The sequence below is a fragment of the Pseudomonas sp. B21-023 genome (assembly GCF_024749165.1).
Classification (GTDB): Bacteria; Pseudomonadota; Gammaproteobacteria; order Pseudomonadales; family Pseudomonadaceae; genus Aquipseudomonas.
This window is the reverse complement of sequence record NZ_CP087190.1, coordinates 3,462,881-3,484,362: the sequence shown is the minus strand read 5'-3', so window position 1 is coordinate 3,484,362 and position 21,482 is coordinate 3,462,881. Positions and strand designations below refer to the sequence as shown.

Annotated in this window: 18 protein-coding genes; 8 read left to right on the top strand and 10 right to left on the bottom strand. The window is 66.4% G+C overall.

Annotation, left to right across the window (positions count from 1 at the left end; translation table 11 throughout):
• Nucleotides 1-3 precede the first annotated feature (3 nt).
• Nucleotides 4-1,422, top strand: coding sequence for a DOPA decarboxylase (locus LOY42_RS15550; protein ID WP_139670150.1), 1,419 nt, complete (start codon nt 4-6; stop codon nt 1,420-1,422).
• A 22-nt stretch (nt 1,423-1,444) separates the two neighbouring features.
• Here LOY42_RS15550 and LOY42_RS15545 read toward each other — a convergent pair whose 3' ends face one another.
• The 6 genes from LOY42_RS15545 to LOY42_RS15520 all read right to left on the bottom strand — a co-directional run bounded on the left by LOY42_RS15545 (nt 1,445) and on the right by LOY42_RS15520 (nt 7,748).
• Nucleotides 1,445-2,056, bottom strand: a complete 612-nt coding sequence (locus LOY42_RS15545) for a TetR family transcriptional regulator C-terminal domain-containing protein (RefSeq protein WP_139670152.1) — start codon at nt 2,054-2,056, stop codon at nt 1,445-1,447.
• A 100-nt stretch (nt 2,057-2,156) separates the two neighbouring features.
• Nucleotides 2,157-3,071: a pyridoxal-phosphate dependent enzyme gene (locus LOY42_RS15540; protein ID WP_139670155.1), complete on the bottom strand. Its 915-nt coding sequence runs from the start codon at nt 3,069-3,071 to the stop codon at nt 2,157-2,159.
• A 15-nt stretch (nt 3,072-3,086) separates the two neighbouring features.
• Nucleotides 3,087-3,782: a transcriptional regulator gene (locus tag LOY42_RS15535; protein ID WP_139670157.1), complete on the bottom strand. Its 696-nt coding sequence runs from the start codon at nt 3,780-3,782 to the stop codon at nt 3,087-3,089.
• Between the two features lie 140 nt (nt 3,783-3,922).
• Nucleotides 3,923-5,626 (bottom strand): amidase, encoded by a 1,704-nt coding sequence (locus LOY42_RS15530; protein ID WP_139670159.1) that lies wholly within the window; start codon nt 5,624-5,626, stop codon nt 3,923-3,925.
• 202 nt (nt 5,627-5,828) lie between these two features.
• Nucleotides 5,829-6,668 (bottom strand): glutathione-dependent disulfide-bond oxidoreductase, encoded by an 840-nt coding sequence (gene yghU / locus LOY42_RS15525; RefSeq protein WP_258598232.1) that lies wholly within the window; start codon nt 6,666-6,668, stop codon nt 5,829-5,831.
• A gap of 114 nt (nt 6,669-6,782) precedes the next feature.
• Nucleotides 6,783-7,748, bottom strand: a complete 966-nt coding sequence (locus LOY42_RS15520; RefSeq protein ID WP_110701603.1) for a DMT family transporter — start codon at nt 7,746-7,748, stop codon at nt 6,783-6,785.
• A gap of 104 nt (nt 7,749-7,852) precedes the next feature.
• On the opposite strand from LOY42_RS15520, the gene LOY42_RS15515 reads away from it, so the two are divergent.
• Nucleotides 7,853-8,737 (top strand): LysR substrate-binding domain-containing protein, encoded by an 885-nt coding sequence (locus tag LOY42_RS15515; RefSeq protein WP_102683769.1) that lies wholly within the window; start codon nt 7,853-7,855, stop codon nt 8,735-8,737.
• A 144-nt stretch (nt 8,738-8,881) separates the two neighbouring features.
• Entirely contained in the window at nt 8,882-10,036 is a 1,155-nt protein-coding gene (locus LOY42_RS15510) for a GGDEF domain-containing protein (protein WP_102683768.1), read from the top strand.
• A 1-nt stretch (nt 10,037) separates the two neighbouring features.
• Here LOY42_RS15510 and LOY42_RS15505 read toward each other — a convergent pair whose 3' ends face one another.
• A complete protein-coding gene (locus LOY42_RS15505) occupies nt 10,038-10,361 on the bottom strand; it encodes a DUF2790 domain-containing protein (protein WP_046856021.1) in 324 nt (107 codons plus the stop codon).
• 278 nt (nt 10,362-10,639) lie between these two features.
• Here LOY42_RS15505 and LOY42_RS15500 point away from each other — a divergent pair, with 278 nt between their 5' ends.
• On the top strand, nt 10,640-11,983 hold the full coding sequence (locus LOY42_RS15500; RefSeq protein ID WP_198755824.1) for an OprD family porin: 1,344 nt from the start codon (nt 10,640-10,642) through the stop codon (nt 11,981-11,983).
• Nucleotides 11,984-12,156: 173 nt separating this feature from the next.
• On the opposite strand, the gene LOY42_RS15495 is transcribed toward LOY42_RS15500, so the two are convergent.
• Nucleotides 12,157-13,530: an MFS transporter gene (locus LOY42_RS15495; protein WP_102683765.1), complete on the bottom strand. Its 1,374-nt coding sequence runs from the start codon at nt 13,528-13,530 to the stop codon at nt 12,157-12,159.
• Nucleotides 13,531-13,923: 393 nt separating this feature from the next.
• Here LOY42_RS15495 and quiC point away from each other — a divergent pair, with 393 nt between their 5' ends.
• Nucleotides 13,924-15,831, top strand: coding sequence for a 3-dehydroshikimate dehydratase QuiC (quiC, locus tag LOY42_RS15490; RefSeq protein ID WP_258598230.1), 1,908 nt, complete (start codon nt 13,924-13,926; stop codon nt 15,829-15,831).
• Between the two features lie 126 nt (nt 15,832-15,957).
• Entirely contained in the window at nt 15,958-16,620 is a 663-nt protein-coding gene (locus LOY42_RS15485) for a TetR/AcrR family transcriptional regulator (protein WP_102683763.1), read from the top strand.
• Between the two features lie 71 nt (nt 16,621-16,691).
• On the opposite strand, the gene LOY42_RS15480 is transcribed toward LOY42_RS15485, so the two are convergent.
• Together LOY42_RS15480 and aroQ are read right to left on the bottom strand one after the other, a co-directional pair.
• Nucleotides 16,692-17,537 carry a shikimate dehydrogenase gene (locus LOY42_RS15480; protein ID WP_198755249.1) on the bottom strand — a complete coding sequence of 282 codons (846 nt, stop codon included), beginning with the start codon at nt 17,535-17,537 and terminating at the stop codon, nt 16,692-16,694.
• Nucleotides 17,534-17,983 (bottom strand): type II 3-dehydroquinate dehydratase, encoded by a 450-nt coding sequence (aroQ, locus tag LOY42_RS15475; protein ID WP_110701615.1) that lies wholly within the window; start codon nt 17,981-17,983, stop codon nt 17,534-17,536. The genes LOY42_RS15480 and aroQ overlap by 4 nt, the downstream gene beginning before the upstream one ends.
• A gap of 216 nt (nt 17,984-18,199) precedes the next feature.
• Here aroQ and mqo point away from each other — a divergent pair, with 216 nt between their 5' ends.
• Nucleotides 18,200-19,774 (top strand): malate dehydrogenase (quinone), encoded by a 1,575-nt coding sequence (gene mqo, locus LOY42_RS15470; RefSeq protein WP_258598227.1) that lies wholly within the window; start codon nt 18,200-18,202, stop codon nt 19,772-19,774.
• A gap of 467 nt (nt 19,775-20,241) precedes the next feature.
• A complete protein-coding gene (locus LOY42_RS15465; RefSeq protein WP_102683759.1) occupies nt 20,242-21,390 on the top strand; it encodes a substrate-binding domain-containing protein in 1,149 nt (382 codons plus the stop codon).
• Nucleotides 21,391-21,482 lie beyond the last annotated feature (92 nt).

The following is a 21,482-nucleotide window of genomic DNA, read 5'->3' as shown; positions in this document are numbered from 1 at the left end:
CCCATGACCCCCGAACAATTCCGCCAATACGGCCACCAACTGATCGACCTGATCGCCGACTACCGCCAGACCGTCGGCGAGCGCCCGGTCATGGCCCAGGTCGAGCCCGGCTACCTCAAGGCCGCGCTGCCCCAGGGCGCGCCGCAGCAAGGCGAGCCGTTCGAGGCCATCCTCGCCGACGTCGACAAGCTGGTGATGCCCGGCCTGTCCCACTGGCAGCACCCGGGCTTCTACGGCTACTTCCCCTCCAACGGCACCCTGTCGTCGGTGCTCGGCGACTTCCTCAGCACCGGCCTGGGCGTGCTCGGCCTGTCGTGGCAGTCCAGCCCGGCCCTCAGCGAACTGGAGGAAACCACCCTCGACTGGCTGCGCCAGCTGCTGGGCCTGAGCGGGCAATGGAGCGGGGTGATCCAGGACACCGCCTCGACCAGTACCTTGGTGGCGCTGATCTGCGCCCGCGAGCGTGCCACCGACCATGCCCAGGTGCGCGGCGGCCTGCAGGCCCAGGGCAAGCCTCTGGTGGTCTACGTCAGCGCCCATGCCCACAGCTCGGTTGACAAGGCCGCGCTGCTGGCCGGATTCGGCCGTGAAAACATTCGCCTGATCCCCACCGACGCGCACTACGCCATGCGCCCGGAGGCGCTGCGCGAAGCCATCGCCCAGGACCTCGCCGCCGGCAACCAGCCTTGCGCCGTGGTTGCCACCACCGGCACCACCACCACCACCGCGCTGGACCCGCTGCGCCCGATCGGCGAGATCGCCCAGGCCAACCAGTTGTGGCTGCACGTGGACTCGGCCATGGCCGGTTCGGCGATGATCCTCCCGGAATGCCGCTGGATGTGGGACGGCATCGAGCTGGCCGACTCGGTGGTGGTCAATGCCCACAAGTGGCTGGGCGTGGCCTTCGATTGCTCGATCTACTATGTGCGTGACCCGCAGCACCTGATCCGGGTGATGAGCACCAACCCCAGCTACCTGCAGTCGGCGGTCGATGGCGAGGTGAAGAATCTGCGCGACTGGGGCATTCCCCTGGGGCGTCGGTTCCGCGCCTTGAAACTGTGGTTCATGCTGCGCAGCGAAGGTGTCGAGGCCCTGCAGCAACGGCTGCGGCGTGACCTGGAAAACGCGCAGTGGCTGGCCGCGCAGGTGGAGGGGGCGCCCGCGTGGGAGGTATTGGCGCCGGTGCAGTTGCAGACCTTGTGCATCCGCCATCGCCCGACAGGTCTCGAGGGTGAGGCGCTGGATGCCCACACCCGCGCCTGGGCCGAGCGCCTCAACGCCTCGGGTGATGCCTATGTGACCCCGGCGACCCTGGATGGACGCTGGATGGTACGGGTCTCGGTGGGGGCGCTGCCCACCGAGCGTGAGCATGTCGAGCGGCTGTGGGCGCGGTTGCAGGGGGTGGTAGCTGAACAAGCCTGAAGCTATCGCTATAATCTTTAAGCTATAGCGAATGGGCAAAAAAGGGCGTGGGGCGCAGGCCACGCAAGAGCAGCTCGGCCTGGGCCTGGGTCGAGGCGCGGGATGGCTTGATCTGCCCTGAGCTGCCGGGGGCCATGCCGAAGCGGAAGGTCGCCAGGGACGTAGACCACAGGTACAGCAGCAGGTGCTCGGGCGTGGTCCGCACGATCAGCCCGCGCTCCATCCACTGCGCCAGGCAGGCCAGCGTCTGCCTGGCACTGCTGCGCAGCAGCTCGGCGCGTTCACCGGGCAGTTGCCGGGCGCCATGCAGCATTTCCTTGAGCCAGACACGCACCGCGCCGGGGTGTTGGCGCGCCACCTCGGCCTTGGCCTTGAAGTAGCGGGGCAGGGCCTGTTCGGGGTGAGCCTGCGGCACCAGGCTGCGCGAGGCGCGCAGCAAGGGTTCCATCACCAGGTCGAGCACTGCGGTGTAGAGCAGGCGTTTGTTGCGGAAGTAGTAGAACACGTTGGCCCTGGGCAGCCCGGCGCGGGCGGCGATAGCGTCGACCCGGGCGGCGGCGAAACCATGGTGGGCGAATTCCTCGCTGGCGGCGGCGAGGATCAGTTGCAGGTTGCGATCACGGATACTGGGCATGGCAAACACGTACTTCTGAATCAATATGTTCAAAAGTATATAGCGGTAACGTGTTCGCCGACAGCTGCCCAGGCTCGTGTTCAAGCGAGCCTGTGTCGGATCAGCAGGCTTCGCGCCAGGCGCGGATCTGCTCCAGTGTTGCGGTGGCGCCACCGCAGACGATCACCAGGACATTGCCAAAGGCCGCCACTGCGTCGGGGTGTTCGAGCAAGGCCAGCGCCGCGCCGCAGGCCGGCTCCACCAGCAGGCGGTGATCGCGCAGCAGGCGTTCGCAGGCGTCGAGCGCCTCGCGATCACTCACCAGGTGGCTGACCACCGGGTGCTGGCGGGTGCAGGCCAGCGCCTGTTCGGCCACCCGCTTGGCCCCCAGTGAAGTGGCTACCGAGGTGATCCCCGGCAGTTCCACGGTGTGCCCGGCAGCCATGGCCGCGTGCATCGACGCCGCGCCTTCGGTTTCCACGGCCAGCACCGGCACATCCTGCCAGCCATTGCGCTGCAACCCTTCGACCACGCCGCGCAGCAGGCCGCCGCCGCCGACCGACAGCACCACCGCATCCGGCTTGCAGCCGGCCTGGGCCACTTCATCGATCATGCTGGCGTGGCCGGTCCACAGCAGCGGGTCGTCGAACGGGTGGATGAAGGCGTCACCCGCGCCCAGCAGGGTCTGCGCGTGCTCGTTGGCTTCCTGCCAGGAGCTGCCGCGCACCACCACGCTGGCGTCTTCCAGGCGCAGCAGTTCCTTGGCCCGTTCGGTGGTGGTCTCGGGCACCACCACGGTCACCGGCACGCCGAGCTTGCGGCCGGCGTAGGCCACCGCCAGCCCGGCATTGCCGCCGGATGAGGAGACGAAGTGACGGGCGCCGCGAGCATGGTGCACCTCGCAGGCGTGGCCGACGCCGCGCAGCTTGAACGAGCCACAGGGTTGCAGGGCTTCGAGCTTGAGCCACACCGGGCGGCCGGCGCTCAGTGACAGCGGACGGGATTCGATCAGTGGGGTAGGGATATGCAAGGGCATGGTGGGCTCCGTGGCTCAGTCGCGGGCAGCCGCGGCGGGCTCGCCGCGCAGCTGCTCCAGGTAGTTGTAGACGGTGTAGCGGGTTACACCGAGGGCCTCGGCGGCTTTCTCGACGCCGCCCTTGACGATGAACAGGCCGCGCTCCTGCATCACGCGCACGGCTTCGACCTTGGCCTGCTTGGTCATCCGTCCCTGGCCGCTGCGCTGCAGCGCGTCCTGGATGATCCCGGCCATCAACGCGGTCATGTCCGCTGGCTCGTCGCCTGGCACCGTCGCCGGTGTGGCGCCCAGCGGTTGGAAGTGCCGCAGGAATGCCATGGCGGCGTCCAGGCCGGTGACGTCGGTGTTCACGCACAGGCTGGCGAAGGGCTGGCCGGTGCTGTCACGGTAGATCGCCGTGGCGCTGCGCAGGCTGCGCCCCTTGAGGGTGGTGGGGTAGTCGGGCAGTACCACAGGGTCGCAGCCCTGCTGGTCGGCGGCGGCCTGCATCAAGGCCTTGAACCCTTGATCCTGTTCGGGAGCGGCGAGTATCGGGCTGCCGACCTGGCGGCCGGAGAGCTCGCCATTGACGATCGCCACCACCGAGCGTTCCGGGTGTTCGAGGTCGTGCAGAAGGATTTCCACATTACGCGGGACGACGCTGCCCAAGGCCTGCAGGGCGGTCTTGAGCACGTTCAGGGTGAGCTGGCGTTCGTGGGCGAGGGTGAGCATGGTCGGCACCAGATTCAATATTGTGTTGAATATTACACAAAAAGTTGAATTTGGCGAGAGTTTCGAATGCTCAAAAGCAACCGCGGGGCCATCTCGCTCCTACTCAAGGCAGGAGCGGGATGACCCCGCGATCAGGTGCGTCAGCCCAGTTTCGGCGTACGCGGCGGGACGATGCGGCGCGAGCCGGTGGACTCGAAGGCGGCGGCGAATTTCAACAGATTGTTGTCGCTGTACGCCTTGCCCGCGAAGGTCAGGCCCACCGGCATGCCGATGTCGGCCATCACGCCCATCGGCACGGTCACGGTCGGCACACCGAGGTGACGGATCGCCAGGTTGCCGTTGGCCACCCAGATGCCGTTGCTCCAGGCGATGTCCGCCGAGGCCGGGTTGACGTCAGCATCCGCCGGGCCGACATCGGCCACGGTGGGGAACAGCACCGCGTCCAGGCCCTGGGCGTCCATCCAGTCTTCCAGGTCGAGCTTGCGGGTGGCTTCCAGGCCGCGCAGGCCATCGGGCACGGTGGCGATCTGGTCCCAGCTCTTCAGGCCGCGCTTGGCCATGTTGACGTACTCGTCCATGCCGGCGGCGAGGTCGTCTTCACGGTTGGGCAGGGTGCCGGGGTCGTGGGGGAAGATCTGCGGGCCATCGACATCGGCCAGGCGGTTGAGCTTGGGATCGTCGTTGGCGCGCAGGAAGTCGTCGAAGGCCCAGCCGGACAGTTCCCACAGTTCGTCATGCAGGAACTCCTTGCTGACGATCCCCCGGGTGAACACGGTCGGCGCGCCGGGGCGGTCGCCCTCGCAATTGGAGACCAGCGGGAAGTCGGTCTCGACCACTTCGGCACCGGCCGCTTCCAGGGCCTGGCGGGCTTGCTGCCACAGCTCGATCACGCTGGCACGGGTATGGATGCGCTGGCCGGTCGGGCCGCCGATGCCGGGCTTCTCCGAGGTGCCGGCTTCGGCGTCGGCATTGATGTACATGCGTGGCACCGCGAAGCGCTTGCCCTTGAGCGACTCGGCGCCCACGGCCAGGTCCAGGTACGAGGCAGGGCGCACGCTCGAGGCGGCCGGGATCGGCACCCAGGGTTGCAGGCGCCACAGGTCGCCGCGCTTGTCGGCGTCGTCGGCCACCACCACGTCGAGGATCTCCAGCAGGTCGGCCATGGTCCGCGCATAAGGCACGACCACGTCCATGGTCGGCGTCAGCGGCCAGTTGCCGCGCACCGAGATCACCCCGCGCGACGGGGTGTAGGCGCACAGGCCGTTGTTCGAGGCCGGGCCGCGGCCACTGGACCAGGTTTCCTCGGCCAGGCCGAAGGCGCTGAAGCTTGCGGCGGTGGCGGTGCCGGCACCGTTGGAGGAGCCGGAAGCGAAGGGGGCGGTCAGGTAGGCGGCGTTGTACGGGCTCTCGGCACGGCCATACACGCCACGCTGCATGCCGCCATTGGCCATCGGCGGCATGTTGGTCTTGCCCAGGCAGATGGCGCCGCCGGCGCGCAGGCGCTCGACGGTGAAGGCGTCGCGCTGGGCGACCAGGTCCTTGAACGCCGGGCTGCCGGAGGCGGCAGTCAGGCCCTTGACCAGGTAGCTGTCCTTGGCGGTGTAGGGGATGCCATCCAGCGGGCCGAGGGTTTCGCCACGGGCACGGCGGGCATCGGAGGCTTCGGCCTCTTTCAGGGCCTCGGGGTTGCGCACCACCACGGCATTGAGCCGCGTGGCGGTGTCGGCGCCGTCGTAGGCGTCGATGCGGGCCAGGTACGCCTTGACCAGCTCGACGGCCGTCGTGCGGCCGGACTCGAGCGCGTCGCGCAGCTCGGCAATGGAAACCTCGGTTACCTCGATCATGCTGTCACCACAGTTGTGCAGGTGGAAAATCATGGCGGCGAGTGTAGCAAGAAGGTCCCGATGGGCGCAGGCATGCAGCGGGGAAATGGTTGGTTGCAGCCAGGCAATCGAACGGCGGGTCGGTGTGCGCAGTTGCCTATGCCCCTCGAGGCATAGGCAACACGAATGAGGTGTACGCGTCGCTATGTGCGGGGTGACTGGGTCACTCCAGGTCGCTGGCCGCGTGGCGCTCCGCCACCTGGCTGGCTTCCTCGCCCCAGGTGCGGTTGATGCGGGTACCACGCTGCACCGCCGGGCGCTGGGCGATGGCTTCGGCCCAGCGCTGCACATTGGGGTATTCGTCCACCGCGAGGAACTCGGCCGCGCCGTACAGGTTGCCGCGCACCAGTTGGCCATACCAGGGCCAGACGGCGATGTCGGCGATGCTGTACACGTCGCCGCCCAGGTAGGCGTTTTCAGCCAGGCGCCGGTCGAGCACGTCGAGTTGGCGCTTGGCTTCCATGGTGAAGCGGTTGATCGCGTATTCGAACTTTTCCGGCGCGTAGACGTAGAAGTGGCCGAAACCACCGCCCAGATAAGGTGCGGCGCCCATCTGCCAGAACAGCCAGTTGAGGGTCTCGGTGCGTGCGACCAGGTCCTGGGGCAGGAAGGCGCCGAATTTTTCCGCCAGGTACAGCAGGATCGCGCCGGACTCGAACACCCGCACCGGCGGTTCGACGCTGCGGTCGAGCAGGGCGGGGATCTTCGAGTTGGGGTTGACCTGCACGAAGCCGCTGCCGAACTGGTCGCCTTCGCCGATACGGATCAGCCACGCGTCGTACTCGGCGTCGCCGTGGCCGAGGGCCAACAGTTCTTCCAGGAGGATGGTGACCTTGACCCCGTTGGGCGTGGCCAGGGAGTAGAGCTGCAGCGGATGCTTGCCGGTGGGCAGCGGCTTGTCGTGGGTGGCGCCGGCCACCGGGCGGTTGATGCTGGCGAACTGGCCACCGGAAGGGGCCTCGAAGGTCCAGACCTTGGGCGGGACATAAGGGGGCTTGCTCATTGAGATCTCCTGGAGGGCGCGATGCGGCCGGGTAAGGACGTGGACAGCCTTTCTATGCCATGGGTTCGCCGTGCAGGGCAAATGCAATGCGTGCCCGCAGCGGATGCATGGCGCCTACAGGGACCGCGCCGAGGCCGGAATCGGTGCGGTTGGCGCCTCTGGCTTTTTCGCCGGTTTCAGCCGCGATACCCCGAACAGCACCAGGACCAACCCGGCCACCTGGTACAAGGAGATCGCCTCGCTGAGGATCAGCCATGAGGCCAGCATCGTCAGCACCGGCCCCAGGTTGCCCACCGCCGCCGTGTGCGTGGGCCCGAGGCGCTGGATCGCCAGCGCCACCCAGTAGATCGGCAGCACCGTGGAGAACAGCGCCATCAATGCTGCGTTGAGCCACACCGTGCCGGGCAGCTGCAGCAGCGGCGCGACATCGGCCACCAGCAGGTAGTGGGCCAGCACCATCAGCGAGGAGGCGGTGCCGCACAACCCGGCCAGGCGCATCGAATTCATGCGCTTGAGCATCATGCCGGTGCCCGAGTAGTACAGGGCATAGGTGACCGCGCTGGCGAACACCCACAGCGAGCCGACCAGCACCGCATTGCCGCCGCCCGAGGCGCCGATATCGTGGACAAAGGCGATGCCCAGCCCCAGGTAGCACAGGCCCATGGCCGCCAGGGTGCGCAGGGTCGGGCGTTCGCGCTGGACGATGGCCTGGATCACCAGCACCAGGGTCGGGTAGGTGAACAGGATCAGCCGCTCGAGCCCGGCACTGATGTATTGCAGGCCGTAGAAGTCGAACAGGCTGGCCAGGTAGTAGCCGAACAGGCCAAGCAAGGCTACGCGCAGGCCGTCGCCGGCGCTCAGCGGCGCGCCGCCCTGGCCACGGCTGGCCCACACCAGCCAGGCGAACAGCGGCAGCGACAGGGCCATGCGCAGTGCCAGCAGGCTGATGGCGTCCACCGGGCCTGCGGCATAGGCAAGCTTGACGAAGATGGCCTTGAAACTGAAGCCCAGGGCTGCGAGTACGGCGTACAGGCTGCCGTTGGCAAGGGCGCGCTGGAGCGGGGCGGGCAGGCGGGTCATGGCGGGTCCGTGGCACAGAGGAAGTGTGGTTTATTCTGCGCAGAACACACCCGCGCTAGAATCGCTTTTTCTCGAACATGGCGTTCTGATTTGGAGAAGCCCTGATGCACTTCGACCTGGCCGACCTGCGGCTGCTCGCCGCCATTGCCGCCACCGGTAGCCTGAGCAAGGCGGCGGCCACCTTCCCGGTGGCGGTATCGGCCGCCAGCACCCGCCTGCGCCTGTTCGAAGCGCGCAGCGGGTTGACCCTGTTCCTGCGCAAGGCCGACGGTATGCAGCTGACCCCGGCCGGGCGCCTGGTGCTGGAGTCGGCGCGGGGCGTGCTGGGCGAGGCGCAGAAGCTGCAGGACACGCTGCGCGAACTCGCCGGCCAGCGGCGCATCACCCTGCACCTGGCGGCGTCCACCGTGACCAACAGCACCCTGTTGCCGGCCGTGCTCGGGCCGTTCCTGGCCGACTACCCGGAGGTGGACCTGCAACTGGTCGAGCACAAGAGCATCGATGTGCTGCGGGTGGTGCTGGCCGGGGAGTGCGAGATCGGCGTGTACGACGGCAACCTGGTCAACGAGGGCGTGGTGTCGCTGCCGTTTCGCACCGAGCGCCTGGTGCTGCTGGTGCCGCTCGATCACCCGTTGGCCGGGCGCGGCCAGCTGCGCCTGGCGGACGCGCTGGGCTTTCCCTTCGTCTGCCTGCCCGCCGAGCGTGCCATGCAGCGCTTTGTCGAGGAGCTGGCGATGAACCTGGCCATGCCGCTGAAGGTGCGGGTGCGCGCGCCCAGCTTCGAAGCCATCGCCCAACTGGTGGCCCAGCACGCGGGTATCGCCATGCTGCCGGAAACGGCGGCGCTGCGCGCCGAGCAGGAGCTGGCGGTGCGCCGTGTGGCGCTTGAGGAGCGTTGGGCGACCCTGGAACTGCGTATCTGTTTCCGTAGCTGGGAGGCGCTCAGCTCGCACGGGCGACAGCTGGTGAGCTTCCTCTCCGGGCAATGACAGGTGACTGTCGTCGAGTATTCGGATGAATTGGTTGGTCGTCCGAGCGCCATCATTTGGATATCATTTATGCCTGTGCAATGGCCCTTGAACGCATACAATCACCGTTCTGAACGGTAACCCAGATACAGGCCACTTCCACCCATGGCGTTCGACGCTTCCACCATGCTGACCCTCACCATCGCGCTGGCCGCGGCCGCCGCGCTTTATCTGGCCGTGGAGTGGCGCAGCGTGCGCGAGTCCTCGCTGCTGTGCTGGAGCGCCAGCTTCGCCACCATCAGCGTCGGTTCCTCGCTCGCCTTGCTGCGTGGCAGCGGATATCTGTTCATCGGTATCTGGTTCGCCAACGGCATGCTGGTGGCTGCACACTGGCTATTCCTGCTGGGGGTGTCACGCTTTACCGAAACCCGCCTGTCACGGCTCTGCTACCTGGCCCCGCTGGCCTGGCTGAGCCTGTTGCTGCTGCCGCAGTGGCCCACCTGGTCGAAGACCTTCCTGGTGGCCAACTCGCTGCTGGTCGCCGCGTTCACCCTGTACGCCAGCGCATTGTTGCGCCCGCACGGCAAGTCGTTCAGTGTCGGCGCGGTGCAGCTGCGCTGCATCCTGCTGCTGCACGGGCTGTTCTACCTGGCCAAGACGCTGCCGGCGCTGCTGCCGGGGACACTGATCGACCTGACCGCGTTTCGCGGGCAGATCATCCAGGTGTCGCTGGTGGAAGGGGCCATGGCGATCATGCTGATTGCCCTGTCGATGACCGGCACCGTGCGCTACCGCCGCGAGGAGCGCATCGAGCGCCTGGCCGCGCGCGATCCGCTGACCGCGCTGTACAACCGCCGTGCACTGGAAATGCGCGCGGCGAACCTGTTCAACGAGGTTTCCCCGGCAAACCCCGGGGCCTTGCTGCTGATCGACATCGACCACTTCAAGCTGGTCAACGACCTGCATGGGCATGCCGCCGGCGACCGCCTGCTGGTGGCCTTGAGCGAGATGATCCGGGCCATGCTGCCGGAGCGGGCGATCGCCGCACGGCTGGGCGGCGACGAGTTCGTGATCCTCCTGGCCGGGGCTTCGCGCGAAGCCATCCAGCGCCTGGCCGAGGCCCTGCGCCAGCAGTTCCAGGGCACCGCCGAACAGGCGTTCCGCACCCCCGAGGCGGTGACCCTGAGCATCGGCGCCAATCTGTTCGACCGCCCGCCGGCCAGCCTGGCGGCGTTGATCGAGCAAGGCGACGTGCTGCTGTACGCCTCCAAGCGCAGCGGGCGCAACAGCCTGCAACTGGTGGACGGGCTGCGCGGCTGAACTACTTGTTGTTGATGCACTGCGACTGCACCGCGTAGCGCACGGTGCGCAAGGTGCCCTGGCTGTCTTCGAAGGTCATCAGCCGTGGCACCACCTCGCAGGTGCGCGGGTCGCCCGATTGGCGCACGAGGCGGGCAACGTCGAGCTTCATGCCATAGCGGTAGTCGACGATCTCCGGCATGGGCTTCGCCCGCTTGGCCGCATAGGCCGCCACGGCCTGCTGGTGGTCCGCCAGCAGCTGTTCACTGTCCAGCCTGGAAAAGCCGCTGGCCTGGGTCGAGAGGGAAAGCGCCAGCAGGGCGGCGGTGAGGGTCGGTCGTAGCATGGTCGTGCCTCCGAAAAGTTCGTTTCGCAGACCACGCTAGCGATGCCCGGCCAACAGGGGCATGACGGCCGGGTTACAGATCTGAAAGCTGGGCGCGCACGCAGCTCCCCCCGCTGCGCATGACACGATTGTAATGCCCCCATCACCTTCCCGTTATCCGCCAGCAGCGAGCATCAGGCTCGGCCAATGGGGCTGGGTGCGTGCGCATCTGGCCAGACCAGGGAGGCTCCAGCGCCAGGGCCTGACAACAAGAACAGCCGCAATCGAAGGAGCAGTGGATGAAGAGCAATCCGACACTTTCCCTGGCCGCCCTGGTGGCGCTGGCCGGCTTCGGCCCGGCGGCCTGGGCCGCAGAAGAGCAGAAGGAAGGGTTCATCGAAGGCAGCCGCCTGAGCGTGCTCAACCGCAATTACTATTTCAATCGCGATCATCGCGATGGCCCGGCCCCCACCTACAACAGTGGCAAGGACAGCGGCAACGGCTACTCCGAGGCCTGGGCCCATGCCGTGATCACCCGCTTCGAGTCCGGTTTCACCCAAGGCACGGTGGGCGTCGGCGTGGACGCCTTCGCCATGCTCGGGCTCAAGCTCGACACCGGTGGCGGACGCAACGGTGGGCGCAGCTCGTTCGACGTGCTGCCGGTGGACCGCGATGGCCAGGCCCGCGATGAATACACCAAGCTCGGCGGCGCGGCCAAGGTGCGCCTGTTCGACACCGTGCTGCGGGTGGGCGATGTGTTCCCGGTCAACCCGGTGGTGGCGGCCGGCGACTCGCGGCTGTTGCCGGAAAGTTTTCGCGGCGTGACCCTGGAGAACACCAGTGTGCAAGGCCTGACGCTGCAGGCCGGGCGCCTGCACGCCATGAGCCAGCCGGTGTCCAGCGACTTGCGCGATAACTTCGTGACGTTCTACGGCGGCCCGGTGGATTCGCCGTGGATCGCCTACGGCGGTGGCGACTACGCGATCAACGAAAACGTCAGCGTCAGCCTGTTCGGCAGTCGCTTGAAGGATGTGTGGAACCAGTACTACGCCGGTACCAGCGTGACCTGGCCGTTGTCGGATGAGCTGGCGCTGATCGGCGGGTTCAATTTCTACAACGCCAGGGACGAAGGGCGCCAGCGCCTGGGCCAGTTCGACAACGACATCTGGAGCGCCAAGCTCGGCGTGCGCTACGGCGCCCATACCCTGGCCCTGACCCACCAGCGCAACAACGGCGACGACGACTTCGACTACCTGCGCCAGTCCGATTCGATCTTCCTCGACAATTCCATCCAGTACAGCGACTTCAACTCGCCGAAAGAGCGCTCATGGATGCTGCGCTACGACTTGAACATGGCCGCCTACGGTGTGCCGGGGCTGTCGTTCATGACCCGCTATGGCCGTGGCAGCGACGCCGACTACAGCCATGCCAACGCCTACTACATGCGCCGCGACGGCAACGGCGACCCGCTCACCGACCAGAAGCGCTGGGAGCGCGACATCGAGGTCAAGTACGTGGTGCAGACCGGCGCGGCCAAGGACCTGGCACTGCGCGTGCGCCAGGCCACCACCCGGGCGACAGCCTTCGAGTCGGACCTGGACGAGGTACGGGTGATCGTCGAGTACCCGTTATCGATTCTCTGATCGGCACCTGTTCGACGGACGTGTTGCGGCCCTGGAGATAGAGCGCCGCTCGCGCGGCGCATCGTCGGCAAGCCGGCTCCCACAGGGTATGCGCAATCCCTGTGAGAGCCGGCTTGCCGGCGATGAGGCCCGTACGGGAAACCTAACACCATGTTCGGAACGGCTGTTGACGGTCAGTGGCCGAACGCTTTCAGGCTGCCCTTGCGGCTCGCTTCATAGGCTTCCCGCGCCATGGGTCGTGCCTGCGGGTTGCCCAGGTCTTCCATAGCCAGCCGGTGGGTTTCCGGTGCCAGGTAGGCGGCCAGCGCGCACACGCAGGTAATGAGGAACGCCAGCCCGCCGACCACCAGCGGGATATTGTCCGAGCCCGGCGGCGCGACTGCGGCGAACAATGCCGGCAGCATGGCAGTGATCATGGTGCCGAGGTTCTGCGCGATGGCCATGGCCGAGACCCGGTAGCGGGTGTGGAACAGCTCTGGGTAGAAGCTTGGGAACACCGCGTTGTAGCCCTGGTAGACCATGCCCCACATGATGATCGAGGCGGCGAAGGCCAGCGGCACGTTCTGGATGCTGATCGCATACAGGTAGACGAACGCCAGCAGGCCCGAGCCCAGGCAACCGGCGATCATGGTCGGGCGCCGGCCGATCCTGTCGCTGAGGTTGCCGACGAAGGGGATCACCAGCACCGCGACGATGTTGCCCACCACCGGGATCCACAGGTACACGCTCTTGTCAAAGCCGATGCCGTAGGCCGGCTGCACCGCGTAGGCCGCGCCGAAGATGGTGGCGACCACCGGGATCACGTTCATCAGCGCCATGAACATCACCAGCACCATGTGCTTCCAGCTGTGGCGGAAGGCCTCGCTGATCGGCGACTTGGCCACCTTGTCCTGTTTCTCTTCCCTAACGAAGGCCGGGGTCTCGTGGACCTCCTTGCGGATGATGAAGCCAGCCACCAGCACCAGCGCGCTCATCAGGAACGGAATGCGCCAGCCCCAGTCGTTGAAGGCCTCGCTGGGCATGAAGTAGGCCAGTGGCAGGAACACCGCGGCGGCCATCACCTGGCCGGCCTGCACCCCTTGCAGGGTGTAGCTGGCGTAGTAACCACGCCGGCCGAACGGCGCGTGCTCCATGATCATCGAGCTGGCGCCGGAGATCTCGCCGGCCACGGCGAAGCCCTGGACCAGGCGCAGCAGGACCAGCAGTGCCGGGGCCAGCAGGCCGACATCGTGGTAGGTCGGCAGCAGGCCTACGGCCATGGTCGAAAGACCCATGAGGAACATGCACAGCAGCAGCACGTTCTTGCGCCCGCGGGTATCGCCCCAGTGGCCAAGCACGAAGGCGCCCACCGGGCGCGCCAGGTAACCCACGCCGTAGGTGGCCAGCGAGGCGATGATGGCCATCTTCGGGTCGGCGGACGGGAAGAAGATCTGCGGGAAGATCAGCGCCGCGGCCTGGGCGTAGATGAAGAAGTCGTAGTACTCGAGGGCAGAGCCGATCCATCCGCTGGCGGTGGCTTTCTTGGCTTGGGAACTTGAGCGGGCCATGTTGTCTCCGTTGTTCTTGTCAGGGGCCGGATTGGTCAGCGCTTGAGGCGCGGGCAGGGGCTGTGTGGAGAAGACGAACGAGGCGGCGCGGATCGCAGGGCGAGCAAGGTGTGCATAGGTCGGTACCCGTTTTCTTGAACTTATTATGTGGTGACGTTGGGTATTGCAGCGCAGGTTCCGCCGAACGACCGGCGTGGCGGCGGGAAGGGGCGGCGGGCCTGCGACTGGTGTTCATGGTTGTTCACGGGGGTGGGTGACGCAATTCGCTGGAACGGGTTTTGTTCGGTAATCGAACAAAAACTAACTGTTCCGTACAAAGTTCGTTGCCGGGGCGACTTTACCTGCGAATAATCGATCGTGCCAGGCCTCACTCAATAACAAGGAATACCCGCCATGCACCGTTCGATTGCCACCGTTTCCTTGAGCGGCACCCTGCCGGAAAAGCTCGAAGCCATCGCCGCCGCCGGTTTCGACGGCGTCGAGATCTTCGAGAACGATCTGCTGTACTACGCCGGCAGCCCCCGCGAAGTGCGCCAGTTGTGCGCGGGCCTGGGGCTGGCCATTACCCTGTTCCAGCCGTTCCGCGATTTCGAGGGCTGCCGCCGCGACCGCCTGCGCAAGAATCTCGACCGCGCCGAGCGCAAGTTCGACCTGATGCAGGAGCTAGGCACCGACCTGGTGCTGGTGTGCAGTAATGTCCAGCCCGACGCCCTGGGCGACGAACAGTTGCTGGTGGACGACCTGCGCCTGCTCGCCGAACATGCCGGCGCGCGGGGCCTGCGCATCGGCTACGAGGCCCTGGCCTGGGGGCGCCACGTCAATACCTGGCAACAGGTGTGGAACCTGGTGCGCCAGGCCGACCACCCGGCAGTGGGGGTGATCCTCGACAGCTTCCATACGCTGTCGCTCAGGGGCGACCCCAGCGGCATCCGCGATATCCCTGGCGAGAAGATCTTCTTCGTGCAGATGGCCGATGCGCCGATCCTGGCCATGGATGTGTTGGAGTGGAGCCGGCACTTCCGCTGCTTCCCCGGCCAGGGGGAAATGGACCTGGCGGGCTTCCTGGCGCCGATCCTGGCCAGCGGCTATCGCGGCCCGTTGTCGCTGGAGATCTTCAATGACGGTTTCCGCGCGGCGCCACCCCGGCAGAACGCCGCCGATGGCCTGCGCTCGCTGCTGTACCTGGAGGAGAAGACCCGCCGCCAGCTCGAGCGCGAGGCGCGGGCGGTCGAGCCGGGCGTGCTGTTCGCGCCGCCGGCCGCCAGCCGCTACGACGGCGTGGAGTTCCTCGAATTCGCCGTCGACGAGGCGGTCGGCGCACGCCTGGGCGCCTGGCTCAAGCGCCTGGGCTTCGCCGAGGCCGGCGAGCACCGCAGCAAGGCCGTGCGTCTGCTGCGCCAGGGCGATATCAACATCGTCCTCAATGGTGAACCTTATTCGTTCGCCCACAACTTCTTCGAAGCCCATGGCCCGTCACTGTGCGCCACGGCCTTGCGGGTCAACGCTGGCCAGGACGCCCTGCAGCGCGCCATGGCCTACCGTGGCCAGCCGTTCCGCGGCCTGGTCGGCCCCAACGAGCGCGAGATCCCGGCGGTGCGCGCACCGGACGGCAGCCTGTTGTACCTGGTGCAGCCCGACGGCAACGGCCAGACCCTCTACGACAATGATTTCCGCCTGGACCCGACAGCCCGCGCCAGTGGTGGCCTCAAGCGAATCGACCACATGGCCCTGGCGTTGCCGGCCGAGGCGCTGGACAGCTGGGTGCTGTTCTACAAGAGCCTGTTCGACTTCACCGCCGACGACGAGATGGTGTTGCCCGACCCCTATGGCCTGGTCAAGAGCCGTGCCCTGCGCAGCCACTGCGGCACCCTGCGGCTGCCACTGAACATCTCGGAAAACCGCAACACCGCCATCGCCCATGCCCTGGACAGTTATCGCGGCTCGGGCGTGCACCACGTCGCCTTTGACTGTGACGACATCTTCCGCGAGGTGGCCAGGGCCAAGGAAGCCGGCGTGCCGTTGCTGGAAATCCCGCTGAACTACTACGACGACCTGGCGGCGCGCTTCGACTTCGATGACGAGTTCCTCAGCGAGCTGGCGTATTACAACGTGCTGTACGACCGCGATGCCCAGGGCGGCGAGCTGTTCCACGTGTACACCGAGCCGTTCGAAGGGCGGTTCTTCTTCGAGGTCCTGCAGCGCAAGGGCGGCTATGCCGGCTATGGCGCGGCCAACGTGGCGGTGCGCCTGGCAGCGATGGCCAAGGCGCGCAGCGGGGCAGGGCGCAAGGTGGTGTTGTGAGCGAGGCCCTTGGCCGGCGACGGCGCCTCTAGGCCAAACCTGACCACCCGACCAACACCGCGCTTCCCAGCATCGCCCGGCTCACGGATAATCGCCCGGATTACTACAACGAGCCTGTGAGTCGGTATGAGTGATTCGGTCGTCAAGCCTGAAGTCGAAGGCCTGCGCAAGACGCGCAAGAACAATCCGGAAAAGACCCGCGAGAACATTCTCCAGGCCGCCATCACCGAGTTCGTCCAGCAGGGCCTGGCGGGCGCCCGGGTCGATGCCATTGCCGAGCGCACCGCCACCTCCAAGCGCATGATCTACTACTACTTCGGCAGCAAGGAGCAGTTGTACGTCGAGTGCCTGGTCAAGCTCTACGGCGACATTCGCAAGACCGAGCACAGCCTGGACCTCGACTCGCTGGCGCCCGAGCAGGCGATCCAGCGCCTGGTGGAGTTCACCTTCGACCACCACGCCAACAACGTCGATTTCGTGCGCATTGTCTGCACCGAGAACATCCACTACGGCGAGTACGTCAAGCAGTCGCCGGTGATCCGCGAGATGAGCAGCATGGTGCTCGACGCGCTGGGCAAGATTCTCGCCCGTGGCGTTGCCCAGGGCGTGTTCCGCCCCGGCATCGAAGTGATCGACCTGCATATGCTGATGAGCTCGTTCTGCTTCTACCGGGTGTCCAACCGCCATACCTTTGGCGACATCTTCCAGATCGACCTGTCCGACGAGCAGGTCAAGCAGCGTCACAAGCAGGTAATCTGCGAGGCGGTGATGCGTTACATCAAGGCCTGAATGCAAGCGCGGGGCAAGCCCGCTCCCTCTTCCATGGGAGCGGGCTTGCCCCGCGATGAGCTGCCTGGCGACTAGAAACTGGCGAAATGCGCCTGCATCCGCGCGGCATCCGCCGGGCGTCCACTGAACAGCTCGAACGCCTTGACCGCCTGGAACACTGCCATGGTGCCGCCATCGAGGGTGCGACAGCCCAGGGCCCGGGCCTGGCGCAACAGCTCGGTCTCCAGCGGAAAATAGATGATCTCCGCCACCCAAAGCCCTGCGTGCAGCAACGCTGGCGGCAAGGGGGTGCCCGGCAGCTTGGCCATGCCCACGGGCGTGGTGTTGACCAGGCCATCGGCGCCGGCCAGGGTCTCGGCCAGATCGTTGCCGAGCATGGCGCGGCCCGCGCCGAAGCGCTGTGTGAGATTGTCCACCAGCGCCTGGGCGCGGGCCGGATCCACCTCGAACACGTGCAGTTGCTCGACGCCTTCGGCCAACAGTGCGTGAGCCACCGCCGCGCCCGCGCCACCCGCGCCCAGCTGCACCACGCGGCGTCTGGCCACCCCGGGCAGGCCCCGGCGCAGACCTTCGGCGAAGCCCAGGCAGTCTGTGTTGTGGCCGACCCGCCTGCCATCGCGCAGCACCACGGTGTTCACCGCGCCGATGCCGCGGGCCTCGTCCGACAGTTCGTCGAGCAACGGCAGGATCGCCTGCTTGAACGGGAAGGTGATGTTGAGCCCGCTGAACCCGGTGCGTTGGGCCGCGTCGAGCAACGCGGGCAGGGCGCTGTCGTCAAGGCCCAGCTGGTCGGCGTCGATCAGCCGGTACAGGTAGCGCAGCGCCTGGGCGTCGCCTTCGCGCTCGTGCAGCGCCGGTGTGCGCGAGGCCTGGATGCCACGGCCGATGAGGCCGGCGAGGATGCCTTGGGTGCTCATGCCGCGTGCTCGCGCAGGTGCTCGCTGAAATAGCCCAAGGCCATGCGGTAGCCCTGGCTGCCAAGGCCGCAGATGACTCCCACGGCGATGCTGGAGACGAACGACAGGTGACGGAACGGCTCGCGCTTGTGCACGTTGGACAGGTGCACTTCGATCACCGGCAGTTCACTGGCCACCAGGGCGTCGCGGATGGCCACCGAGGTGTGGGTCCAGGCGGCGGGGTTGATCACGATGCCGTGGCAGCGGCCACGGGCGGCGTGAATCCAGTCGAGCAGCTCGCCTTCGTGGTTGGTCTGGCGGAACTCCAGTTCCAGGCCCAGTTCGCGGGCACTGCCGGCGCACAGGCTGGCCAGGTCGGCAAGGGTTTCATGGCCATACTGGGTAGGTTCGCGGGTACCCAGCAGGTTGAGGTTGGGGCCGTTGAGCACGAGGATTCGGGGTGTCATGGCGGGTATCGCTTTGTTGTTTTTGAATACTCCGATATTTGTACTATCTGGTTAGTTTCGTCAAATCCCGAAGGGTTGAAAACGGGCGATTATCGAACTGGGTGTACTGGCCTTGTCGCGGGGCAAGGGACCAGAAAACACTGCGACCATGCCCGAGCAAAACACTCGGCTAAGCTTGTCCTCCAGGCGCACGGAATGACCAATACGGGAGAGCACATGAACATCTACAAAACGCCCAGATGGGCATTGGCGGCCCTCACCCTGGCCCTGGGGCTGCATGCCCAGGCCGCCGACAGCAAGCGCGTCGATGTGCTGCTGGTGGGCGGCGGCATCATGAGTTCCACCCTGGCGGTGTGGCTCAACGAGCTGGAGCCGGGCTGGTCGATGCAGATGGTCGAGCGCCTGGACAAGGTGGCCGAGGAAAGCTCCAACGGCTGGAACAACGCCGGCACCGGTCACTCGGCGCTGGCCGAGCTCAACTACACGCCGGAGAAGGACGGCAAGATCGACATCAGCAAGGCGGTGGAGATCAACGAGTCGTTCCAGGTCACCCGTCAGTTCCTCGCCTGGCAGGTCAAGCAGGGCGTGCTGAAGAATCCGCACTCGTTCATCAATACCACGCCGCACATGAGTTTCGTCTGGGGTGACGACAACATCCGCTTCCTCAAGAAACGCTACGAGGCGTTGCAGGCCAGCCCGCTGTTCAAGCCGATGCAGTACTCCGAGGATCACGCGCAGATCGCCAAATGGGTGCCGCTGATGATGCAAGGGCGCGACCCCAACCAGAAGCTCGCCGTCACCTGGACGCCGATCGGCACCGATGTCAATTTCGGTGAGATCACCCGCCAGTACGTGGGCTACCTGCAGACCCGGCCGAACTTCGACCTCAAGCTGTCCAGCGAGGTGCAGGACATCACCCGTAACGACGACGGCAGCTGGCACGTCGAGTACAAGAACCTCAAGGACGGCGGCACCGCGAGCACCGACGCCAAGTTCCTGTTCATCGGTGCCGGCGGCGCCGCGCTGCACCTGCTGCAGAAGTCGGGCATCGACGAGGCCAAGGACTACGCCGGCTTCCCGGTGGGCGGCTCGTTCCTGGTCACCGACAACCCGGCCATCGCCCAGCGCCACATGGCCAAGGCCTACGGCATCGCCGCCACCGGCGCGCCACCCATGTCGGTGCCGCACCTGGACACCCGGGTACTTGATGGCAAACGCATGATCCTGTTCGGGCCGTTCGCCACCTTCTCCACCAAGTTCCTCAAGGAGGGCTCGCTGCTCGACCTGTTCGCCAGCATGTCGCTGCACAACACCTGGCCGATGGTGCGGGTCGGGGTGCGCGAGTTCGACCTGGTGCAATACCTGATCGGCCAGTTGATGCAGTCCGACGACGACCGCTTTGCCGCGCTGCAGACCTACTTCCCCGAGGCGAAGAAGGAAGACTGGCGCCTGTGGCAGGCCGGGCAGCGGGTGCAGATCATCAAGAAGGACGACAACCTGGGCGGGGTGCTGAAGCTGGGTACCGAGGTGGTCACCGCCAAGGACGGCAGCATCGCCGGTCTGCTCGGCGCCTCGCCGGGCGCCTCGACCGCGCCGCCGATCATGCTCGACCTGCTGAACAAGGTGTTCAAGGACAAGGTGGCCACGCCTGAGTGGCAGGCGAAGATCAAGCAGATCATCCCGTCCTACGGCATCCGCCTGAACGAGCACCCCGACAAGGTCCAGGAAGAGTGGACCTATACCAGCGAACTCCTGCAACTGGCATCGCCCAGCGAGGTGGCCGCGCCCTGAGCGGCTGCCCGCTCGCCGACAAGCCGGCTCCCACAGGACGGCACCAGGCTGCAGGTCGGCGCGGTCGGTGTGGGAGCCGGCTTGCCGGCGGTGCGTCGCGTCAGCGGCGCTTGGGTTTGCCAGGAACGATAACCAACCTGTCAGTTTGAACCGGTCGACAGCGGTTGCATCTTTTTTCACCCTCACCGTAAACACCCGAGTGTGCCACTGCTCAACCTCCGGACTGCTCCCACCCGTACCGTCTGGTCCCGCCTCCATCGCCTGCGCGTAAGCCTGAAAAAACGCCTCCCGACACCCGAGTCTTTCCCCGCCGAACTCCCGATATTTTTTCCTTTGCCTGTCACCACAAGCTGCGAATGTTGGCCCCGTGGACAGGCCTCAGCCCCTCTGGATCAGGGTATACGGCCTGTGGCCACAGCAATGCGCGACCCACTCAACGTATGAACACGACGATAGGAGATTGCTTCATGTTTAAGCGTACTGTGATCGCCGCCTCCCTGGTGGCTGCTACCCTGGCTTCGGCCCAATCCATGGCTGCTGTTGTCGGTGGCGGCGCCACCCTGCCGGAAAACCTCTACAACGGCACCTCGAGCCTGCCGCGCCTGCTGCCGGCCGACTTCAGCTACACCGGTGTCGGCAGTGGTGGCGGCAAGACGGCGTTCCTGACCAACGCAGCGGCCTCGATCAACCAGCCGGCCGGCACCAACGTCGACTTCGCCGGCAGCGACTCGGTCCTGAGCGCCTCGGAGCTGTCGACCTACAACAGCAGCAAGGCCGCCACCTGGGGCAAGCTGGTGCAGATCCCATCGGTGGGCACCTCCGTTGCCATTCCCTACAAGAAGTCGGGCGTGACCAACCTGCAACTGACCGGCGCCCAGCTGTGCGGCGTGTTCTCCGGTACCACCACCACCTGGGGCCAGCTGCTGGGCACCGCCGACGCCACGCCGATCAAGGTCATCTACCGCTCCGGCAGCAGCGGCACCACCGAGCTGCTGTCGCGCTTCCTGGCTGACGCCTGCCCATCGTCCTTCGTGGTCAGCAGCACCTTCACCACCGCCAACGTCGGCAGCGAACCGGCCACCTGGCAAGCCGTCGCCGGCAGCGCCGATGTGGTCAACGCGGTCAACGCCACCGATGGCACCATCGGCTACGTCAGCCCTGACTATGTCGCCACCGGCAACAACGCCGTGGTCGCCCGCGTCAGCAAGAACGCCATGGCCGCCGGTACTGCGCCGCTGCCAACCGCCGCCAACGCCCGCACCGCCCTGGGGACCGCTGTCGCCCCGAGCACCGCAGCCGACCGCGCCGACCCAAGCAAGTGGGTGCCGATCTTCAACGCCGGTGGCGTGGTACCGACTTCGGGCTATCCGATCGTCGGCTACACCAACCTGCTGGTCGGCCAGTGCTACCAGACCGCCGCCGATGCCACCGCCATCCGCAGCTTCCTGAACGATCTGTACACCGGTGCCAAGGCCGCCACCATCGCCCAGCACTCCTTCGTCAGCCTGCCGGCCGCCTACGCCGCCGAGATCAAGAAGGTGTTCCTGGACAACGGCTACAACGAAGGCACCAACATCGCCAACGCTTCGGTCTGCAACGGTATCGGCCGTCTGTAAGCGTCACGCGAAGCGCCAGGCCCGCAACGGGCGGACAACCGACGGTGGCCGGCACGGCACCGTCGGTTTTCGCGTGTGCGCGTACCCCAGGC